13 protein-coding genes and 1 tRNA gene are annotated in these 21,514 nt (G+C 73.0%); 6 read left to right on the forward strand and 8 right to left on the reverse strand.

What is annotated here, in order from left to right; genetic code table 11:
- Positions 1-161: 161 nt before the first annotated feature.
- Both ACZ3J7_RS17375 and ACZ3J7_RS17380 read right to left on the reverse strand, forming a co-directional pair.
- A complete protein-coding gene (locus tag ACZ3J7_RS17375; protein WP_465621578.1) occupies positions 162-1,577 on the reverse strand; it encodes a glycoside hydrolase family 16 protein in 1,416 nt (471 codons plus the stop codon).
- Positions 1,578-1,686: 109 nt separating this feature from the next.
- On the reverse strand, positions 1,687-2,166 hold the full coding sequence (locus ACZ3J7_RS17380) for a hypothetical protein (protein WP_465621580.1): 480 nt from the start codon (positions 2,164-2,166) through the stop codon (positions 1,687-1,689).
- A 276-nt stretch (positions 2,167-2,442) separates the two neighbouring features.
- Between ACZ3J7_RS17380 and ACZ3J7_RS17385 the strand changes: the two genes are divergently transcribed.
- Positions 2,443-2,595 (forward strand): hypothetical protein, encoded by a 153-nt coding sequence (locus ACZ3J7_RS17385; RefSeq protein WP_465621582.1) that lies wholly within the window; start codon positions 2,443-2,445, stop codon positions 2,593-2,595.
- Between the two features lie 58 nt (positions 2,596-2,653).
- Here the strand turns inward: ACZ3J7_RS17385 and ACZ3J7_RS17390 are convergent, their stop codons facing one another.
- Positions 2,654-3,250, reverse strand: coding sequence for a TetR/AcrR family transcriptional regulator (locus tag ACZ3J7_RS17390; RefSeq protein WP_465621584.1), 597 nt, complete (start codon positions 3,248-3,250; stop codon positions 2,654-2,656).
- Between the two features lie 212 nt (positions 3,251-3,462).
- Between ACZ3J7_RS17390 and ACZ3J7_RS17395 the strand changes: the two genes are divergently transcribed.
- Positions 3,463-4,605 (forward strand): acyl-CoA dehydrogenase family protein, encoded by a 1,143-nt coding sequence (locus ACZ3J7_RS17395; protein ID WP_465621586.1) that lies wholly within the window; start codon positions 3,463-3,465, stop codon positions 4,603-4,605.
- Between the two features lie 80 nt (positions 4,606-4,685).
- On the forward strand, positions 4,686-5,447 hold the full coding sequence (locus tag ACZ3J7_RS17400) for an SDR family NAD(P)-dependent oxidoreductase (protein ID WP_465621588.1): 762 nt from the start codon (positions 4,686-4,688) through the stop codon (positions 5,445-5,447).
- 65 nt (positions 5,448-5,512) lie between these two features.
- Here ACZ3J7_RS17400 and ACZ3J7_RS17405 read toward each other — a convergent pair whose 3' ends face one another.
- Positions 5,513-6,988: an SDR family NAD(P)-dependent oxidoreductase gene (locus ACZ3J7_RS17405; RefSeq protein ID WP_465621590.1), complete on the reverse strand. Its 1,476-nt coding sequence runs from the start codon at positions 6,986-6,988 to the stop codon at positions 5,513-5,515.
- Between the two features lie 119 nt (positions 6,989-7,107).
- Positions 7,108-7,182, reverse strand: a tRNA-Ala gene (locus tag ACZ3J7_RS17410).
- 194 nt (positions 7,183-7,376) lie between these two features.
- Here ACZ3J7_RS17410 and ACZ3J7_RS17415 point away from each other — a divergent pair.
- Complete coding sequence (locus ACZ3J7_RS17415; RefSeq protein ID WP_465621592.1) at positions 7,377-9,173, forward strand: AMP-binding protein; 1,797 nt, start codon at positions 7,377-7,379, stop codon at positions 9,171-9,173.
- Between the two features lie 97 nt (positions 9,174-9,270).
- On the opposite strand, the gene ACZ3J7_RS17420 is transcribed toward ACZ3J7_RS17415, so the two are convergent.
- A complete protein-coding gene (locus tag ACZ3J7_RS17420; RefSeq protein ID WP_465621594.1) occupies positions 9,271-10,383 on the reverse strand; it encodes an acyltransferase family protein in 1,113 nt (370 codons plus the stop codon).
- Positions 10,384-10,671: 288 nt separating this feature from the next.
- Positions 10,672-13,401: an AAA family ATPase gene (locus ACZ3J7_RS17425; RefSeq protein WP_465621596.1), complete on the reverse strand. Its 2,730-nt coding sequence runs from the start codon at positions 13,399-13,401 to the stop codon at positions 10,672-10,674.
- 455 nt (positions 13,402-13,856) lie between these two features.
- On the opposite strand from ACZ3J7_RS17425, the gene ACZ3J7_RS17430 reads away from it, so the two are divergent.
- On the forward strand, positions 13,857-14,618 hold the full coding sequence (locus ACZ3J7_RS17430; RefSeq protein WP_465621597.1) for a thioesterase II family protein: 762 nt from the start codon (positions 13,857-13,859) through the stop codon (positions 14,616-14,618).
- 121 nt (positions 14,619-14,739) lie between these two features.
- Here ACZ3J7_RS17430 and ACZ3J7_RS17435 read toward each other — a convergent pair whose 3' ends face one another.
- Positions 14,740-16,386: an FAD-binding oxidoreductase gene (locus ACZ3J7_RS17435; RefSeq protein WP_465621599.1), complete on the reverse strand. Its 1,647-nt coding sequence runs from the start codon at positions 16,384-16,386 to the stop codon at positions 14,740-14,742.
- Between the two features lie 257 nt (positions 16,387-16,643).
- Between ACZ3J7_RS17435 and ACZ3J7_RS17440 the strand changes: the two genes are divergently transcribed.
- Positions 16,644-21,514: beta-ketoacyl synthase N-terminal-like domain-containing protein (locus tag ACZ3J7_RS17440; protein WP_465621601.1), on the forward strand; the 4,871-nt coding region annotated here is incomplete at its 3' end.

Below are 21,514 nucleotides of genomic sequence, written 5' to 3' on the forward strand. Positions count from 1 at the left end.
CGCGTCATGGGTGTCACGGCATCAATGTCGCGTCATCGATGTGTCGACACCGATGACGCGCCACCGCACCGCACGGCTCTGTGCCACACCACACGCCCGCGGGGCGGTACCCCGGCCGAAGCCGGGGTACCGCCCCGCGGAAGCGCACGCTTTCCGGCCGGTCAGGCCTGGGGCCGCCACACCCGCAGGTAGTCCGCGGCGGCGGTGATCGCGTTGTCGTTGGTCGGCGACGGGTGCCAGTAGCCCGCGCAGATGGACAGGTTGAGGATCAGGTAGGCGCTCCAGTTCGGGCCGGTGCCGGTGTGGTCGGAGAAGACCAGCTTGTGGTTGATGTACCAGTCGTTGTTGTAGGCCCCGTAGTGGACGCCGATGCTGACCCAGGCGCCGGGGTAGATGGCGTCCGCGTCGGTGTAGTAGGTGCCGGCGCTGTTGATGCGGTTGGAGAGTTCCAGCAGGTTCGGGTTGTCGGGGTGGTACTCGAAGGAGTCGATCTCGTTGCCGCCGTCCTTCCAGGTCCACAGCGCGGGCCAGGCGCCGTAGCCGCTGGGCAGCTGCAGCCGGACCTCCGCGTAGTCGCCGGGGCGGACCTGGAAGCCCTGCTGGGTGTACTCGGTGGTGAGCAGGCCGGTGTCCCAGGACTGCTTGCCGTTCTCCAGGCGGTTGGCGCCGGGCGTGGCGGTGAAGGTGTTGGCGCCGTTCCCGGTGCTCAGCGCGCCGGGCTGCAGCCAGTCGAGCTTGTCGTCGTCCGGGTTGTGGTTGCCGTACCGGTACGCGCTGGTGCGGTCGTCCTCCCAGGTGGTGCCGAGCAGCGGCGGGTTGCTGAAGTTCTCGTCGAAGACCAGCTGCCCGGCCGGGATCGGCGGGACGGGCGGGGTGACGGACTTGGTGACGGTCAGGGTCTTGCTGGGCAGGTTGTGGTACTCGCTGCCGATCCGGTACCAGCCGAACTCGGTGTACGTGCCCTCGGCGAAGCTCCGGGACCCGGTGGTCAGCACGTAGCCCTGCGGGCAGAGCTGGACGTTGGTCGCGGTGCCGGGGAAGTCCAGGTTCTGCTGGTCGGCGTCCCGGACGGCGATGCCGACCTCGTCGACCGTCAGGCAGGAGGTGGCGCTGACCGCGAGGGTGCCGGTCACCTGGGTCTCGGCGACGGCCTTGGTCGGCAGCAGCGCGAGCTGGCGGACGGTGGGCGCGGCGACGGTCAGGGTCTTGCTCGGCAGGTTGTAGTACGTGGAGCCGATCCGGTAGAAGCCGAACTCGGTGTACGTCCCGGCGGGGAAGCTGCGGGTCGCGGTGGTCAGGGTGTAGCCGCCGGGGCAGATCCGGGTGCGCCCGGCCGAGCCGGGGAAGTCCAGGTTCTGCTGGTTGGCGTCCCGGACGCCGACGCCGAGTTCGTCGACGGTGATGCAGGTCGTCAGCGAGCCGACCGAGAGCGTCGCCGCGACGGGCGTGTCCGGCAGGGCGCTGGTCGGGGTGAGGCTGCGCTGCTGGATCTGCGGCGCGGCGGCGGCCGGCACGGCCGGCAGCAGCGGTGCGACGAGCAGCAGCGACAGCAGCGCTACGCGGCGGGGCAGGGACACGGAGCTCCGATCGGCGGGCTGGGAAGGGGCGGGAGAAGCGGCAGGAGCGTCGACCGGACGGCGCAACTGCCCTGGTGGGGAGAGAGGTTGCCGGTCATCGACTAATCGACTACTCGACGTCGATGGTGTAGGCCCGAATCGGGACGGACCGGGTGGGGCGGTCCGGGTCCTGTACGGAGACCACGCCGCCGGACAGCCGCTCACCCGCCTGGACGTCGTCGGCGATCCGCAGCGGGAGCAGCACCGTCGCGGTCCGGCGCAGCGAGAGGCCCTTGCGGAAGTCGCAGCTCAACTCCCGTCGCTGGTCGTCGTACTGGCAGCTGTCGGGGAAGACCTTGCCCTCCACCGTGACGTGCTTGGGCAGCCGCACCGTGGTGATGAAGTGCTGACTGACCTCGTTGGGGCCGAGGTTGGCGATCAGGGCGCGCACCACGGTGAGGCCGCGCACCTTGGTGCGGTCCACCGAGACGTTCACCACCTGGAGGCCGTCCTCGCTGTTCGGGGCCCGCTGCTCGTCCGCGCTGACCGCCGGGCGTCCGCCCAGCGGTGCCACTCCGGACGCCACCGCCGCCGTTCCGGTCCCGGCCATGCACAACGCTGTCGCGATGCCGATGCGCCACCAACCGCGCCGACCGATGCTCACCGTCCAGCCACCTCCCACCGTCGTCGTCAACTTCCGGCAGGATCAACCGTCCTCGCAGGTGACGGCGCCCCGGCGCACCGTCGCCGCGCGCCAAGAACCCGTGCGGCCGACATAAGTCGGACTAGGCGCAGGTCGGACTATCCGAAAGGCGGATCCTCCGGCTGAACGACCGGATGGCGGTCCCCTACCTGGTCGACGGTCCGGCGCGGCACACTGGACGGCATGGAACCCACCGAGCCTGCGGGCGGCGAGCCCGCCTGCTTCCTGCACCTGGTCTGCGAGGAGTGCGGCAAGGTCCGCGAGAACGGCCGCTGCCCGCTCTGCGACGGCGCCGGAGAGGACGAACCGGAGGCCTCCCCCACTTCGGAGGGCTGACCCGAAGACCGCGCCGACCGCAGCAGGCCCCGGCGCAGCAGTCTTCGGACGGCGGACCTCAGCGCAGCAGGCCGTGCAGCAGCAGTTCCGCCAGGTGCCCGTACGCCTCCGCGTCGGCCAGGCCGGTGGCCTCGGCGACCTGGCGCTGCTGGATGCGCACCATCACCGAGCTGATCACGTCCGCCGCGAAGGCCACGTGGGTCTCGCGGAAGGCCCCCGCCGCCACCCCGTCGTCGATCAGTTGCTGGATCTGGCGGGCGGCGGCCCGGGTGTTGCGGCCGTAGACCTCGGCGGCGGGTTCGAACGCCGCCAGGTCGTCGAAGAACCGGGCCGAGCCGGGGGCGAGTTCGGCGGAGACGGCGCGCAGGTAGGCGGCCAGCCGGGCGGCCGGGTCGGTCTCGGCGGCCAGCGCCGCGCCCACCCGGGCGGTCGCCTCCCGGAAGAAGTGCACCACGGCCGCGCGCACGAGCTGCTCTTTGGAGCCGGCCAGCCCGTACAGCGTGCGCTTGGAGCAGTGCAGGCGGGCGGCCAGGTCGTCCAGCGTGAAGTGGGCGAAGCCCTCCGCGACGAACAGTGCCACCAGTTCCTCGAAGAGCGCGCTGCGGCGGGCGGCGCCCCGTCCGGTGGGCCGGGTCTCGGCTGCGCTGTCGATCACCCGGCCAGTATGACAGTCACCCCCACCGCACCGGCCCCGCACCGGCCCCCGCCCGCCACCGCACCCGCCACCGCCCACCGACCCCCGCCCGCCACCGCGCCCGTCACCGGAAGGCGGACGTCCGCCACCGAAAGGATGTCCGAGTCGCGCCGCCCTGCGCTACGCTGAGCGGTACTGACGTACCGCTTTGCGTACCGCTTTGGAGCCGGAACATGGCCGTGGATCGCTTGCTGCCCACCGAGGAAGCCGCCGACCTGATCGCGTTGACCCGCGATCTCGCCGACCGGGAGCTCGCGACCAAGGTCGCCTCCCACGAGAAGGAGGAGCGCTACCCGGAGGGGCTGTTCGCGCTGCTCGGGCAGGCGGGGCTGCTGGGCCTGCCGTACCCGGAGGAGTTCGGCGGCGGCGGGCAGCCGTACGAGGTGTACCTGCAGGTGCTGGAGGAGCTGGCGTCCCGCTGGGCGGCCGTCGCGGTGGCCACGAGCGTGCACACCCTGGCGTGCCACCCGCTGACCGCGTACGGCACGCCGGAGCAGCAGGAGCGCTGGCTGCCCCAAATGCTGGCCGGGCAGCTGGTCGGCGGCTACAGCCTGTCCGAGCCGCAGGCGGGGTCGGACGCGGCGGCGCTGAGCTGCCGGGCCGAGCCGGTCGAGCAGGGGTACCGGATCACCGGCACCAAGGCGTGGATCACCCACGGCGGCAAGGCCGACTTCTACGCGCTGTTCGCCCGGACGGCGCCCGGCCCGCACGGCGTGTCGTGCTTCCTGGCGCCGGGGCGGGTCGAGGGCCTGACCTTCGGGCCGCCGGAGGAGAAGATGGGGCTGAACGCGGTGCCGACCACCGCCGCGTACTGGGACGGCGCGCTGCTGGAGCGCGACCGGCTGATCGGCGCGGAGGGCCAGGGCCTGCCGATCGCGTTCTCCGCGCTCGACTCGGGCCGGCTCGGCATCGCGGCGTGCGCCACCGGCCTGGCCCAGGCCGCGCTGGACCACGCCGTCGCCTACGCCAACGAGCGCACCACCTTCGGCCGCCGGATCGTCGACCACCAGGGCCTGGGCTTCCTGCTCGCCGACATGGCCGCCGCCGTCGACTCGGCCCGCGCCACCTACCTGGACGCGGCCCGCCGCCGCGACCTGGGCCGCCCGTTCAGCCGGCAGGCGAGCGTGGCGAAGCTGGTCGCCACCGACGCCGCGATGAAGGTCACCACGGACGCGGTGCAGGTGCTCGGCGGCTACGGCTACACCCGGGACTTCCCGGTCGAGCGGTACATGCGCGAGGCGAAGATCATGCAGATCTTCGAGGGCACCAACCAGATCCAGCGCCTGGTGATCAGCCGCCAGTTCGCCACCCGCTGAGGCGTCGGCCGGGGCCCCGCCGGGGTCCCGGCCGACGTTCCGACGAAGCCGATCCACCCTCTCGGAAAGGACGTTCCACCATGCAGCTGTCCGGCACCGCCGCCCTGGTCACCGGCGCCGCCTCCGGCCTCGGCGCAGCCACCGCCGCCCACCTGGCCTCGCTCGGCGCCACCGTCTACGGCCTCGACCTGCCCAAGGCCGTGGAGTCCGCCCCGGCCGGGCCCGAGGGCGTCGTCCTGCTCGGGGCGGACGTCACCGAGGAGCAGCCGGTCCGCGACGCGCTGGCCCGGATCGCGGCCGACGGCCGCCCGCTGCGGCTGGCGGTCAGCTGCGCGGGCATCGCGCCGTCCGCCCGGGTGGTCGGCCGGCGCGGCGCGCACGACCTGGACCTGTTCCGCGGCGTGCTGAACGTGAACCTGGTCGGCACCTTCAACGTGCTGCGGCTGGCCGCCGAGGCGATGTCCGCGCAGGAGCCGGACGAGGCGGGGCAGCGCGGGCTGGTCGTCAACACCGCGTCCATCGCGGCCTTCGAGGGCCAGGTCGGGCAGATCGCGTACGCGGCGTCCAAGGCGGGCGTGGCGGGGATGACGATCACGGCGGCGCGCGACCTGGCGCAGTACGGCATCCGGGTGGTCACCATCGCGCCCGGCATCGTCGACACCCCGATGATGGCGGGCTTCTCCGAGGAGGTCCGCTCCGGCCTGGCCGCGACCGTGACCTTCCCGCAGCGCCTGGCCCGGCCGGAGGAGTACGCCAAGCTGGTCGCCATGATCGCCGACCACGACTACCTGAACGGCGAGACCATCCGGATGGACGGCGCGCTGCGGATGTCCGCGCGCTGACCCGCTCCGGCGGCGCCGAGTTCGGCAGCGGCCTGCCCGGCCCGGAGGCCGAGCGGGTCGCGCTCTCACCATTGCGCCACCCGGTAGTCCTTCAGGAAGACGCCCACGAACGGCTCGCCGGCCTCGCCGCGGACGATCGGGTCGTAGACCCGGGCGGCGCCGTCGACGACGTCCAGCGGGGTGCGGAAGCCGTGCTCGGCCAGGCGGGACTTCTTCGGGGCCGGGTTCTCGTCGGTGATCCAGCCGGTGTCGACCGCGCACATGTAGACGCCGCGCTCGGCGAGTTCGGCGGCGCTGGTGCGGGTGAGCATGTTGAGCGCGGCCTTGGCCATGTTGGTGTGCGGGTGGCCGGGCGTCTTGTTGCGGACGGCGAAACGGCCTTCCACCGCCGTGACGTTGACGATGTAGCGGGCGGGGTGCGGGGAGGCCTCCAGCAGCGGGAGCAGCCGGTCGCAGAGCAGCGCGGGGGCGAGCGCGTTGACCAGCTGGGTCTCCAGCACCTCGGCCGGGTCGAGTCCGCCGAGCGTCGCCGACCAGGAGTTGCGCGGTGCGGTGTCGGGCAGCAGCCCGGCCTCGTCGACGGCGCGGCGACCTAGCTCGGCGGGCACCGACGGGCCGTCGGCGACGGCTGGTTCGGCGGCGGTGACGGCGAGTTCGGTGGCGGGCCAGGCGGCGGTGAGCGCGGGCACCGGGCGGAAGCCGGGCGCGTGGCCGACCTGCGCGGGCAGCGCGTCGGGGTCGGGCAGCGCGGCCCGTTCGCCCGCCGCCAGCAGCGCGTACGACTCGGGCGGGCGGCGCAGGGTCTGTGCGGCGTTGTTCACCAGGATGTCCAACGGCCTTCCCTCTGCGCGCAGTTGCTCGCACAGGCCGAGGACCTGGCGCGGGTCGCGCAGGTCGATGCCGACGATCCGGAGCCGGTCCAGCCAGCGGGCGCTGCCCTCGGCGGCGCGGAAGCGGCGCAGGGTGTCGTGCGGGAAGCGGCTGGTGACGATCAGCTCGGCGCCGTCGCGGAGCATCATCAGGGCCAGTTGGAAGCCGATCTTGACGCGGCCGCCGGTGAGCAGCACCCGCCGTCCGGCCAGGTCGGTGCTGAGCGCCCGGCGGGCGGTGTTGTCCTCGGCGCAGCCGGGGCAGAGCCGGTGGTAGAAGCCGTCGAGCTGCCGGTAGAGCTGCTTGCAGACGTAGCAGCGCTGCGGGCGGGCGAGTTCGCCGACCGGGGCGGGCCGCTCGGCGGTGGGCAGCGGGGCGTCCTCGCGGCGGTCTGCGCCACCGGTGGCGGTGGTGGCGACCAGCGCGGCGTCGGCCTCGGCCCGGTCGGCGCGGCGGCCGCGGCGGCGGGCCTGCCGGCCGTCGCGGGCGAAGGACTCGGCGCCGCGCTCGGCGCGCAGCCGCAGCGGGTGGTCGGCGGGCAGCAGCCGCAGCCGGCCCAGCGTCCGCTCGAACGCCGCGAGTTCGGCCTCGTCCGGGACTCCCGGGCCCTGCGCCCCGGCGCTCGACGCGGACGGGCTCGACACGGACGGGCTCGACGCGGACGGGCTCATCGGACGGTCCTCCGGGGATCGCGGTACGGGGACGGGCCCGGCCGGATGCGTACCGGCGTGTTCCGCACGCGCAGGGCGGCGGGTCCGTCACTGCGCCGCGGGGCCCGTGCCGTGGGGCCTCCCGGGGGCCGGATTCGAACCGGCGTGATCCGCCATGCCATAGCGGCGCGTCTGCCTCTGCGCTCACGCCCGGGAGGTGCCAGTGATCCTAACGGCCGACCCGGCGCGGCCGGTACCGGATTTCCGCCCGCCCCCGCCCTCGCCCCCGGCCAGGTCAGCCATGGTGTCACCCTTGACCGTTGATCAGCCGAATGGCAGCGTGCCGGTATGCCCGCGGCCGGGCAACGAGGCGGCGGCCGGGGTCGACGAGGCAGGGACGGACAGACGGATGGCACCGGACACGGCCGCTCGACGGGACTCGGACTCGGATTCGGGCCCGGGCTCCGCCGCGCACCACGACTTCCGCGCCGCGCGGGACCACCTGCTGGCGGCACGCGGCGACCTGGAGGCGGCGCGGGCGTTCCCGCGCCCCGGCGGCGAGCACTTCAACTGGGCGCTGGACTGGTTCGACGTCGAGGCGGCGGGCAACGAGGCGGTCGCCCTGCGGGTGGTCGACCTGGACGCGGACGGCACGCCGCTGGGCGAGAGCGCGCTGAGCTTCGCCGAGCTGAGCGCCCGCTCCGACCGCACGGCCGGCTGGCTGCGCGCCCGGGGGGTGGCGCGCGGCGACCGGATCCTGCTGCTGCTGGGCAACCAGGTGGCGCTGTGGGAGGTGATGCTGGCCGCGATCAAGCTGGGCGCGGTGGTCATCCCGGCGAGCACCCTGCTGACGGCGGACGACCTCGCCGACCGGCTGTCCCGGGGCCGGGTGCGGCACGTGGTCGCCGAGTCCGCGCTGACCGGCGGCTTCGCCGGGCAGGACGGCGACTGGACCAGGATCGCGGTCGGCGGGCCCGTCCCGGGCTGGGTCGACTACGCGGACGCGGCCGAGTACGCCGGCGGCTTCGCCCCGGACGGGCCGACCCGGGCCGAGGACCCGCTGCTGCTGTACTTCACCTCCGGCACCACCAGCCGCCCCAAGCTGGTGCAGCACACCCACCGCTCGTACCCGGTCGGCCACCTGTCGACGATGTACTGGATCGGGCTGCGGCCGGGCGACGTCCACCTGAACGTCTCCTCGCCGGGCTGGGCCAAGCACGCGTGGAGCAACTTCTTCGCCCCGTGGAACGCCGGTGCGGAGATCCTGGTCGTCAACCAGCCGCGCTTCTCGGCCCGCCCGCTGCTGGACGCGCTGGTCCGCCACCGGGTCACCTCGTTCTGCGCGCCGCCCACCGTGTGGCGGATGCTGCTGCTGGAGGACCTGGAGCGGTGGCGGCCGCCGCTGCGCGAACTCGTCGGCGCGGGCGAGCCGCTCAACCCCGAGGTGGTCGAGCGGATCGAACGGGCCTGGGGCGTCGCGCTGCGCGACGGCTACGGCCAGACCGAGACCACCGCGCAGATCGGCAACACGCCCGGCCTGCCGGTCAAGCCCGGCTCGATGGGCCGCCCGCTGCCCGGCTACGACGTCGTCCTCGTCGACCCGGTCACCGGCGAGGAGGTCACCGGCACCGGCGTCGACGGCGAACTCTGCCTGCCCCTGGCGTCCGCGCCGCTCGGGCTGATGTCGGGCTACCAGGACGACCCCGAACGGCACGCCGAGTCCACGGCCGGCGGCCGCTACCACACCGGCGACGTCGCCCAGCGCGACGCGGACGGCTACTACACCTTCGTCGGCCGGGCCGACGACGTGTTCAAGAGCAGCGACTACCGGCTCTCCCCGTTCGAGCTGGAGAGCGTGCTGATCGAGCACCCGGCGGTGGCCGAGGCCGCGGTCGTCCCCTCCCCCGACCCGCTGCGGCTGTCCGTGCCGAAGGCGTACGTCGTCCTGGCGCCCGGGCACGAGCCGGACGCCGCGACCGCGCAGTCCGTCCTGGCCTTCACCCGCCAGCGGCTCGCCCCGTACAAGCGGATCCGCCGGCTGGAGTTCGCCGACCTGCCGAAGACCATCTCCGGCAAGATCCGCCGCATCGAGCTGCGCCACCTGGAGGAGGCCCGGCACGCCACCTCGGCGGAGCCCGCCGCCGTCCCGGCCCGCGGCGACCGCGAGTTCTGGGAGGAGGACTTCCCGGGGCTCAAGGACGCCTGACTCAAGGACGCCTGACGCGCGGACGCCTGACGCGCGACGGAGCCGGTGGCGGGGTCTTCCCGTCACCGGCTCCGTCGTGCGCCGGAGGGCGCGGCGCTCAGCTCGCGCTGACCGAGGGCTGCTCCGCCGGGGCGACGGCGGGGGCCTTCGGGGCCGCGGGGCGGCCGGAGCGCCAGCGGCGGTCGGCGGGCTGTTCGACGAAGGCGTGGGTCAGCCAGGCGAGCAGCAGGACCACGCCGAGGGCGAGCACGCTCAGGCCGAGGACGGCCGGGGTGTCCCAGGTCCTGCCGACGCCGAGCAGGCGGTGGCCGTAGATGAGGACCAGCCGGTGCCACAGGTAGAAGGCGAAGGAGACGGTGCCCAGCCAGACGAACACCTTGCCGCGGGTCGGCGACCACCTGCCGTCGATGTCGGCGGCGGCCGCGGCCGGCACCAGCAGGGCCAGCGGGACCACGGTGACGGCGACCACCTGGTAGATGTAGGAGGCCTCCGGGGCGAGCGCGTAGGCGAGGACGACCAGGGCCAGCGCGGCGGGCAGCGGGATCCGGATCCACTTGCCGGCCAGGACGATCCGCGCCATCAGGATGCCGAGCACGAACTCGAGCATCCGGGTCGGCGGGAAGACGTAGACGAACCAGAACTCGTAGGTCGAGACGGACGGCGCCCAGGGGGCCGGCGGGCGGTCGTGCAGCAGCAGCCGGCCGATCAGCGGGACGCACCAGACCAGTCCGGCGACGACCGCCGCCGAGGCCCACAGCCACTTCGCCGGGATCTTCCTGACCAGGCGCAGCAGCCAGGGGAAGGCCAGGTAGAAGAACAGCTCGCAGGAGAGCGACCAGGCGACCGGGTTGGCGCTGGTCTCGATGTCGGCCTGCGGGAACCAGGACTGGATCAGGAACAGCCCGGGCACCGCGCGCCACCCGCCGACGGCGAGGCCGGAGAGCACGAGCAGCCCCGCGGCGGCGGCGTAGGTCAGCAGGTGGTTGGGGAACACCTTGGCCAGGCGGCGGCGCCAGAAGGCGGTGACGGTGTCCTCGTCCCGCGCCGACCAGGCCAGGACGAAGCCGCTCAGCACGAAGAAGAACGCCACGCCCGTCCAGCCGCCCTGGCCGAACACCCGGCTGTAATGGGTGGCGAATTCGGCGTCCTTGAAGGGGAGCTCGTAGATGACGTGGAAGGCGAAGACGATGAATGCGGCGACGAATCGCATTCCCGTCAAGGAGGGGAGACGCTGGGAACCGGGCTGCATGGTGGCCTTTTCCGCTCTCGGAACCATCGGAACCATCGAGAACCATCGGGAATGTCTGACGGGGGTTTCGGAACTGTCGCCTCGCGGGCATCAATGTCCGGTGATCGACGGTCGGCGGTCGACGACCGGTGACGGACGACCGGTGATCGAATGGACGCTCGACTGACAGCAGACGATAGGTCTGCGGGGTCACACGGGAAACCCCCTACTTTCCGTCGGGAAAGTAGGGGGTCCGCGGCTTCGCCGGGTTCACGCGCTCAGGTCGATGCGGCCGAGTATCGCCCGTTGGCTGTCGGCCGTGCCCAGTTCCTGCGGGAGGTCTTCCCGACGTTTCACCAGGAGTTTGCGGAATACCCGGGTGAGGTGCTGTTCCACCGTGCTGGGTGTGATGGACAGCAGTTCGGCGATCTCCCGGTTGGTGTGGCCGCCCGCCGCGAGGACGGCGACCCGGTGCTCGGCCCCGCTGAGCTTCTCGTGCCCGGTCTCGGCCCCCGCCCCCGTGCCGGCGGCGGTCCCGCCGCCGGGGCGGTGCTCGGGCTGCTGGTCCCGGCGCGACCGGGCGCCCCGGTCGGCGAGGCCGGCCCGGGCCGCCGCCAGTTCCTGCTGGTCGCCGACCCGGGTGAGGAGCCGGACGGCGGCCTGGAGGTGGCGGACGCCCTCCTCGGTGTCGGTGACGGTCGCCCCGAGGTGCCGCAGGGCGACGCCCCTGGCCCGCGGGTAGCGCTCGTCGACCAGGGCCAGCTCCTCCCGGAGGAGCTCCTCCGCCTTCTGCTGGTGGCCGAGCCGCAGCAGCGCCTCGGCGGCCCCGCTGCGCCAGGGCACGACGGTGGGCATGTCCAGGCTCCAGGCCTGGGTCAGCTCGCCGCAGATGGTGAAGACCTGGAGCGCCGCGTACGGGGAGTCGGCCAGCAGGTAGTACTGGCCGCAGGCGTAGCGGTAGATCAGGCCCTGGGCGCTCTTCATGATGGCCGGCGGGATCACCCGGTCCATCAGCCGGGCGGCCTCGGCCCGGCGGCCCAACGTGGTGTAGGCGAGCAGCAGGCAGGACAGCGGTTGGCCGATCGGCACGCCCCAGCTCTGTTCGGAGAGCTGGGCCAGGGCCGACTCGGCGTACTGCACGGCCTGTTCGGTCGCTCCGGTGCGGCGGCAGATCTCCGCCTTGATCCCGGTCAGGACGGCCTGCCAGGTGGGTGCCTTGAGCCGCTTGGAGTCGGCGATCAGCTGGTCGCAGCGCCTGGCGGCCTCGGCCAGCTGGTCGGTGAAGACGAGGGTGAGCAGGGCGGCCTGGGAGGAGATGAAGTTGAGTTCGTAGCTGTCCCGACTGCGCAGGATGTGCTGGGCGCTGGGGATGACCTGGCTGTCGGGCTGGTTGGTGAGCACCGCGGAGAGCACGGTGGTCGCGGTCGAGTAGGGGTCGGTGCCGGAGGGGTCGACGGCCGGCCGGGCCGGGGCCGGGGCCAGGGCGGCCATCGGCGGGTAGGCGTGGGCGAGCCACACCGTGAGGTCGCGGACGGGGCCGGCCGCCTGTTGGAAGTCGGCGGCCCGGTCGAGCTTGGCGATGACCTGTTCGGCCTCCACCACCCGGCCGTGCCAGAGCAGGTGCCGGATCAGGATCACCGCGTCGTTGACGGTGAGCTGGCCGCGGGCGAAGGCGTCGAACAGGCCGGGGACGTGCTCGTCGGCCGCGGTGGGGTCGCGCCGCCAGGAGAGTTCCAGCAGCATCGCCTTGGTGTGGCCGTACTGCCGTTCGTCGGTGCTGGCCAGTTCCAGGCAGCTCTCGGCGAACGTCGGGTCGCCCTCGGCCGAGGCCCGGAGCGCGACGTTGTGCAGGACCTGGACGCCCCAGTCGGGGCACTTGCCCTGCGCGGTGAGCAGGTGCTCGGCCAGCAGCCGGGCGGTGGCGCCGACGTCCAGCAGCAGCTGGGCGGTGCGCCGGTGCAGTTCGGCCCGGCGGGTGGGGTCCGTCTCGGTGAGGACGGCGGCCCGCACCGCCGGGTGGCGGAAGGCGCCGTCGGCCACCAGGCCGGCCCGGGTCAGCGCGGAGACGCACCGTTCCACCTCGCCGGCCTCGAGTTCGAGCAGCCGGGCCAGGATCTCCGGGGTGTACTCGTCCCCGAGCACGGCGAGCCCGCAGGCCACGTCGAGGACGGGGGCCGGGGCCCGCTCCAGCAGGCGGAAGACCGACCTGTCGAAGAGGTGGGCGGCGGACCGCGAGAGCCGGACGCCGACCAGCAGCGGGTTCCCGCCGGTCAGCGCGTAGCACTCCCGGGCGGTCGCCATCACCTCGGCCTCCGCGCCGACGCCCCCGGGCGCGCCGGCGGTGGTGCTGCGGCTGCGGACCATCTCGGCGATGCCCTGGACGGACAGCGGGTCGAGGACGAGGTCGCGGTGGTCGGTCTGCAGGATGAAGTCGTGCGGGAACGGCGTCAGCCGGCCCGCGGGGCAGGTCTCGGAGGCGACGAGCACCACCGGGAGGTTGCGCAGCCTGCGGACCGCGTACATCAGGCACTTGGCCGAGGACGGGTCCATGTACTGGATGTCGTCCAGCACGATGACCAGCGGGCCACGCTCGGCGATCGCCTGGAGCATGGTCAGCGTGTCGTCGTGGATCGGGATGGCCAGGGCCCGGGTGACGGTGGAGCTCTCGGACGACATCGCGACGAGGGTGTTCTCCTCGATCCGGCGGGCCGCCCGTTCGGCCTGGCTCAGCTGCCCGCAGTTCTGCAGCAGGTGGCGGATCACCACGAAGTCCAGGTCCTGCTCGCCCTCCGAGCAGGTGGCGCTCAGCACCGTGGCGTGGCGCTCGGCGCTCTCGTCGATGACGGCTTCGAGGAAGGCGGTCTTCCCGCAGCCGGGAGCCCCCTCCACTTTGACGATCGAGCAGTTGTGGTTGTCAATGCTCCGCTGGAGGGCGTCCAGCGTCGCAGAAAGTTGAATATGGCGTTCCGTTAATGAATGCTTCTTTGACTGCGGCGACAACAATGGCACTCCGTAAGAATGGAAGACCAGGGCCACCGGGCGTTATCCCCCGTGCTACGTAGAGTATCGAACGTTGACGCCGTTCACGAAAGACGCGATGCGTGATCATGCCGCCCCGGAGCGTAGCTGCACCTCACCTGACCTGCGGTATTGCTGACCATGGCGCCGGTGTTAAATCTCTGCAAACCATGACACGGAGTTTGCGGTTATCCCGGACAGAACACCCGGGGGTCGCCGTTCGCACCGCCCGCCGAAGGCCCGGCGAGCGCTGGAGCCCTGCTAGAGCCCTGCTGGAGCACCGCTCGGACGGTACTCCGGGAAGCCGTCAGCCGGGGGCCGCCGGGGGGAAAACCGGGCCATCCGCCCCGGCTTTCTCGATGTCCGACATTTCGCACCCTAGGGGGGTCGTCCTTTAGGGGCTGTCGACCCGGACGGTGCGTAGGGATACTGCTGTCATGCCTATGACTGCCGATGCCGATGCCGCCGAGCTGTGGCTGCGCCGGTTCCACGAAGCGCGGGACGCCGGGGCCCGACTGGTCTGCCTGCCGCACGCCGGCGGCTCCGCGAGCTGGTTCTTCCCGATGGCGAAGGCGCTGGCCCCCGACCTGGAGGTGGTGGCCGTCCAGTACCCGGGCCGCCAGGAGCGCCGGCTGGAGCCCTGCCGCGGCTCCGTCGCCGAGCTCGTCGACGAACTGGTCGGCCTGGTCGCGGGGCTCGCGGACAAGCCGCTGGCCCTCTTCGGGCACAGCCTGGGCGCCACCGTCGGCTTCGAGCTGGCCCGCGGCCTGGAGGCGCGCGGCGTCGTCCCCGAGGTGTTCTTCGCCTCCGGCCGGCGGGCCCCCAGCACGCCGCGGGCCGAGTCCGTGCACCTGCGGGACGACGCCGGGATCATCGCCGAGATCGTCTCCCTCGGCGGCAGCGACGCCGCCCTCCTCCAGGACCCGGACATCGCCGGGATGGTCCTCCCCGCGGTCCGCGGCGACTACCGGGCGGCGGAGACCTACCGCTACGCCGGCGGCCCCCAGCTGAGCTGCCCGGTCGTCGTCCTCACCGGCGCGTCCGACCCCAAGGTCTCCCCGCGGGAGGCGGCGGCCTGGGCCGACCACACCTCGGGCCGGTTCGAGCTGCACACCTTCCCCGGCGGGCACTTCTACCTCACCGACCAGGCCCCGCAGGTGCTCGACGTGATCCGGAGCTGGCGGCCCGGCGCCCGCTGAGCGGCAGGCCCGGCACCAGCAGGACGGGGCGCGGGAACGGGAAGGGGCGGGGCCCGGTGGATCCGGACCCCGCCCCGCGTTCCCCTACCGCCTCACTCCCCTACTCCCCTACTCCCCCGGATCAGGGGAGCTGCACCGAGAGCGGGTGGCGGAAGACGTTCAGCGGGTCCCACTTGGCCTTGACCTGCTGGAGCCGCGGGTAGTTCGACCCGTGGTAGAGCTCGTGCACCGAGACGCCCGAGGTGTTCCACGGCGGGCCGACCAGGTCGAGGTTCGGCCAGTTGACCGGGAGGCCGTCGGTGCTGGTGTTGAGCACCGGCACGCCGCCCGTCTCCGCGTACAGGTCCTGGAACAGCTCCCGGGCCCAGGTCAGGTTGTCGGTGTCCTTCGCCGGGTCGTCCCAGACGGTCGAGACGGCCGCGAGCAGGATCGCGTCGCGGTGCGGCGAGGAGGTCGCGTCGACCGGCACGGCGTTGATCTGGCCGCCGTAGGAGGTCTGGGCGAAACCGGAGGCCTTGTTGTTGTAGCCCGGGCGGGACTGGTGGGCGTAGGCCTTGACCACCTGGGCGTCGGTGAACCGCTTCTTGTGCACCGAGACGTTGCTCTTCCACCTCGGCGGGCCGTTGTACCCGGAGGCGACCGCCGAGTCCGGCACGTTGATCGAGGTGGTCAGCCAGGGCAGCGTGCCGGTCTTGATGACGGCCGGCGCGGGGCCGGGGACGCCGTTGGTGACGGCGGAGATCCAGTTGTCGAGCAGCTGCGAGTTGCCCGGGACGGACGGGTCGACCTGGCCGAGCGCGACCACCACGCCCGCCTCGATCCGCGGGATGTTCATCACCAGGTGCAGGGCGTTGGACGGCGAGCCGGGCGCGCTGTTCTGCTCCAGGTAGCCGCCGAAGTTGCGGTTGATCTGGATCGCCGCGTCCTGGGTGATGTCCGACCACTGCCACAGGACGGTCGCCTTCTGGACCGCGGACGGCGCCTTCGGCAGCAGCAGCGCCGGGTTGGTGCCCGTCGCGTTCGGGGAGCGGAACCAGAACCGGGTGACGACGCCGAAGCTGCCGCCGCCGGAGCCGGTGTGCGCCCAGTACAGGTCGCGGTTGGGGTCGGCGGCGTCCCGGGTGGCGACCACCGAGCGGGCCGCGCCGTTCGCCCCGACCACCACGACCTCGATCGCGTGGAGGTGGTCGGAGATCAGGCCGTACTGGCGGGATATCGCACCGAAGCCGCTGCCGATGACGTGGCCGCCGGCGCCGACGCTCGGGCAGAGGCCGCCCGGCAGGGTGACGCCCCAGCCGTAGTCCAGGTGCCGGTAGATCTGGCCCAGGGTGGCGCCCGGCTCGACCATGAAGGCGTTCTTCTGCGGGTCGAACTGCACCGCCCGCATCTCGCTGAAGTCGATGATCGCCTTGGTGTCGGCGTTGTCCACGACGCCGTCCAGGGCGTGGCCGCCGGAGCGGACCGAGATCTTCTTGCCCGCGGCGACCGCCGCGTTCACCGCCCGCACCACCTGCTGGGTGTTGGACACCAGGTAGATGGTCTCCGGGTTGGAGAGCGTCCGGCGGTTGTAGCCGCGCAGCTGGAGGTCCTGGTACCGGGGGTCGGTCGGCGTGATCGCGTTCAGGCCCGGGAGGGCCGCGCTGTCCGCGGTGGTGGTGCCGGTGCCGTCGGCGGCGGCGACACCGGGGGTGAGGGCGGGGGCGACGGCGATGCCCACACCTGCGGCTCCCATACCGGTGAGCCACTTTCGACGCGTGAGTCCTGACATGAATTGTCTCCTGATTCAAGCCGCGGGGTCCCGGGTTTCGCAAGGATCCCGCCAGTTGTGCGGGCAACGCTAGACCCGTAGCGGAAAAATAGGCTACCGGTAATTGTGCGGGTCGAATTCATAAGGGGGTGGCCCCGGAATAGGGGTGACCGGCAAGGGGGGTGCCGCGAACCGCCGGTCCGACCTTTAGGGGGTTGTGAAACGCAGCCCATGCGAACGAACATCGTTGACGTCGCGCTGTCAGGGAGGGGAAGTTTGTGAGCGTTTCCAGTGTCGCCGCCCTCGGCCATGGCGAAGCCGTTGCCGTCATCGGAATTTCCTGCCGGTTCGCCCGGACCGCAGGACCGGGCCCGTTCTGGGAGCTCCTCAGAAATGGCGGGAATGTCGTCACCGAGGTCCCCGAGGGCCGGTGGGGCGCCGAGCCCGGTGCCACCGTCCCGGGCTGGGGATCGTTCCTCGACGACGTCGACCGCTTCGACGCCGGCTTCTTCCGCGTCTCGCCCAACGAGGCCGCCCGGATGGACCCCCAGCAGCGCCTGGCGCTGGAACTCGGCTGGGAGGTCCTGGAGGACGCGGGCATCGTGCCCGAGGACGTCCGGGGCAGCCGGGTCGGCGTCTTCGCCGGCTCGATCTGGGACGACTACGCCCGGCTCGCCTACGGCGACGGCGCGGCCGACAGCACCCAGCACACCATCACCGGCATCCACCGGGGCGTGATCGCCAACCGGCTGTCGCACTTCCTCGGCGTGCACGGACCGAGCCTGGTCGTCGACTCCGGGCAGTCCTCCTCCCTGGTCGCCGTCCACCTCGCCGCCGAGAGCCTGCTCCGCGGCGAGTCCGAGCTGGCGATCGCGGCGGGCGTCAACCTGGCCCTGCTGCCCGAGAGTTCAGTCATCTCCAGCCGCTGGGGCGGTCTCTCCCCCGACGGCCGCTGCTACACCTTCGACGCCCGCGCCAACGGCTACGTCCGCGGCGAGGGCGGCGCCGCCGTCCTGCTCAAGCCGCTCTCCCGGGCCGTCGCCGACGGCGACCGGGTCTACGCCGTCATCCTCGGCAGCGCCGTCAACAACGGCGGCGGCGCCAGCATGACCACCCCGAGCGAGCAGGCCCAGCGCGAGGTGCTCCGGGCCGCCTACGAGCGCGCCGGCGTCGGCACCGACCAGGTCGCGTACGTCGAACTGCACGGCACCGGCACCCCGGTCGGCGACCCGATCGAGGCCGCCGCGCTCGGCGCCGTCCTCGCCGAGGGCCCCGCGCGCCCGCCGCTCGCGGTCGGCTCCGCCAAGACCAACCTCGGCCACCTGGAGGGTGCCGCCGGCGTCACCGGACTGGTCAAGACCGTCCTGAGCCTCTACCACCGGACGCTGCCGCCGAGCCTCAACTACGAGACCCCCAACCCGCGCATCCCGCTCGACGAGCTCAACCTGACCGTCCAGCAGGAACTCGCCCCCTGGCCGGACCGCCCGCTGATCGCCGGCGTCAGCTCCTTCGGCATGGGCGGCACCAACTGCCACGTGGTCCTCGCCGCCGGGCCCGAGCAGGCTCCGGCGGAGGTCGCCGAGGAGGAGTCGGCCGTGAAGGCCTTCCCCTCCCCGGTGGTGCCGTGGGTGGTCTCCGGTCACGGCCCGGCCGGCCTGCGCGGCCAGGCCCGACGACTGGCCGCCTTCACCACCGAGGACGGCGACCTGGACCCGGTCCAGGTCGGCGCCGCACTGGCCCGCACCCGCACCGCCTTCGACGAACGCGCCGTCATCCTCACCACCGACACCGCAACCGCCACCACCGCCCTGCACGCCCTCGCCGACGGCCACCCCCACCCCGCCCTCATCACCGGCACCACCACCGACACCACCCTCGCCGCCGTCTTCACCGGCCAAGGCTCCCAACGCGCCGGCATGGGCCGCGAACTCCACACCACCTACCCCGTGTTCGCCACCGCCCTCGACGAAGTCTGCGCGGCCTTCGACCCCCTGCTCGACACCCCCCTGCGCACCACCATGTTCGAAGACCCCGACCACACCCTCGACAACACGGCGCTCGCCCAGTGCGCCATCTTCGCCTTCGAGGTGGCGCTCTACCGCCTCGCCGAATCCTTCGGGGTGCGGCCGTCGGCGGTGGCGGGCCACTCGCTCGGCGAGATCTCCGCCGCCCACATCGCCGGCGTCCTGTCGCTGCCCGACGCCGCCCGCCTGGTCGCCGCCCGCGGCCGCCTGATGGGCGCCCTGCCCGCGGGCGGGGCGATGGCCGCCCTCGAAGCCACCCCCGCCGAGACCACCGAGGCACTGGCCCACCTCGACCCGGCACAGATCTCCATCGCCGCCGTCAACGGCCCCACCGCCACCGTCGTCTCCGGCACCGAGAGCGCCGTCGAGGAAGTGATGGCGGCACTGCGCGCACAAGGCCGCCGCGTCAAGAAACTCACCGTCAGCCACGCCTTCCACTCGCCGCTGATGGACCCCATGCTGGACGACTTCGCCCAGGCCCTGACCGGCATCACCTTCCACGAACCCACCACCCCCCTCATCTCCCTGGTCACCGGCACCACCGCCGGACCCGAGATCCGCACCCCCCACTACTGGGTCGAACACGTCCGCAAACCCGTCCTGTTCGCCGACGGCATCCGCACCCTCGCCGACCAGGCCACCACCCTCGTCGAGATCGGCCCCGACGCCCCCCTGACCAGCATGGCCCACGACACCGCACCCACCCTGCGCACCACCGCCCTCCAACGCGCCGACCGCAACGAACCCGAAGCCCTCCTCACCGGCCTCGCCCGCCTCTGGACCACCGGCACCCCCCTCACCTGGACCACCACCTTCCCCACCACCACCCGCCCCACCCTCCAACTCCCCACCTACGCCTTCCAACGCGAACCGTACTGGCTCGGTGACCGGAGCACCCGACCCGTCCTGAGCCTGCCCAAGGCGCCGGCCGTCCCGGTGGCCGACGAGAGGCCCGTCGCCCAGCAGGGGCCCGACCACGACCTGCTCGACCTGGTCGTCGCGCACGTCGCGGCGGTGCTCGGCCACACCGACCCCGGGGCGGTCGACTCCCGGAGCACCTTCACCGACCTCGGCATCGGCTCGATCGCCTCCGTCGAACTGCGCGACGCGCTCGCCTCGGCCACCGGCCTCCCGCTGCCGACCGGGCTGCTCTTCGACTACCCGACCCCCGCCGCCCTCGCCGTCCGCCTGCGCGAGTTGCGCCAACCGCAGGCCGCCACCCGGGGCCGGGCCGCAGCGACGGTGGTCGACCCGAACGAGCCGATCGCGATCGTGGGCATGGCCTGCCGCTACCCCGGCGGCGCCGACACCCCGGAAGAGCTGTGGCGCATCGTCGCCGAGGGCCGGGACGCCATCGGGGAGTTCCCCACCGACCGGGGCTGGGAACTCGACACCCTCTTCGACCCCGACCCCGAGCGGGCCGGGACGACCTACACCGACCGAGGCGGATTCCTGTACGGCGCCGCCGAGTTCGACGCCGAGTTCTTCGGCATCTCGCCGCGCGAGGCCACCGCGATGGACCCGCAGCAGCGCCTGCTGCTCGAAGTCGCCTGGGAGGCCTTCGAACGGGCCGGCATCGACGCCACCACGCTGCGCGGCGAACCGGTCGGCGTCTTCACCGGAGGCACCGACCAGTCCTACGGCCTGCGCATGCACGAGGCTCCCGCCAACCTCCAGGGCCACGTGCTCACCGGCGCGACCAGCAGCGTGATGTCCGGCCGGATCTCCTACCAACTCGGCCTGATCGGACCGGCGTTGACCGTCGACACCGCGTGCTCGTCGTCGCTGGTGGCGATGCACCTGGCGGTGCGTTCGCTGCGCTCCGGCGAGTCCTCGATGGCGCTGGCCGGCGGCGCGACGATCATGTCCTCCCCCGGCATGTTCGTGGAGTTCTCCCGTCAGCGGGGCCTGTCGGTCGACGGCCGCTGCAAGGCCTTCGCGGCCGGTGCGGACGGCACCGGCTGGGGCGAGGGCGTCGGCCTGCTGGTCCTGGAGCGGCTGTCGGACGCCCAGCGCCTGGGGCACCGGGTGCTCGCCGTGGTCCGTGGCACCGCCGTCAACCAGGACGGCGCCAGCAACGGCCTGACCGCCCCCAACGGCCCCTCGCAGCAGCGGGTGATCCGGGCCGCGCTGGCCGACGCCGGGCTCTCCGCGTCGGAGGTCGACGCGGTCGAGGCGCACGGCACCGGCACCAAGCTCGGCGACCCGATCGAGGCCGAGGCGCTGCTCGCCACCTACGGCCAGGAGCGCGGCGAGAACGCGCCGCTGTACCTCGGCTCGCTGAAGTCGAACATCGGGCACACCCAGGCCGCCGCCGGCGTCGCGGGCGTCATGAAGATGGTGCTCGCCATGCAGGCGGGCGTCCTGCCCGCGACCCTGCACGTCGACGAGCCCAGCCCGTACGTGGACTGGTCGTCCGGCCGGGTCGAGCTGCTCACCGAGGCCCGCGACTGGAAGAACACCGACCGCCCGCGCCGGGCCGCGACCTCGTCGTTCGGCGTCAGCGGCACCAACGCCCACGTGATCCTGGAGGAGGCCCCGCCGCTCGCGGAGCCGACTCCGGCCCCGGCCCCCGCCGCCCGACCGGCCGTCGTGCCGTGGATCCTCTCCGCGCGCGGCACCGCCGCCCTGCGCGGCCAGGCCGGGCGCCTGGCGGCGTTCGCGGAGGGCATCGAGCAGGGTGACACCGACCTGTTCACCGCCGCCGGCGCCCTCGCCAACAGCCGCACCACCTTCGCCGACCGGGCCGTCGTCCTCGCCACCGACGGCGACACCGCCTCGGCCGCCCTGCGAGCCCTCGCCGAGGGCCGCACCGACCAGGCACTGGTCACCGGTTCGGCTTCGGGTGGTGCGGGTCGCACCGCCTGGGTGTTCCCCGGCCAGGGCGCGCAGTGGATCGGCATGGGACGCGCCCTCCTGGAAGAGTCCCCCTGGTTCGCCGAAGAGATCGAACGCGTCGCCGCCGCACTGACCCCCTTCATCGACTGGTCCCTGCAAGACGTCCTACGCGGCGAAGGCCCCGAAGCGTCACTGGAGCGGGTCGACGTCGTCCAACCCGCCTCCTTCGCCGTCATGGTCGCCCTCGCCGGACTCTGGACCCGCCTCGGCCTGACCCCCGACGCCGT

Source organism: Kitasatospora sp. NPDC015121 (assembly GCF_055562955.1).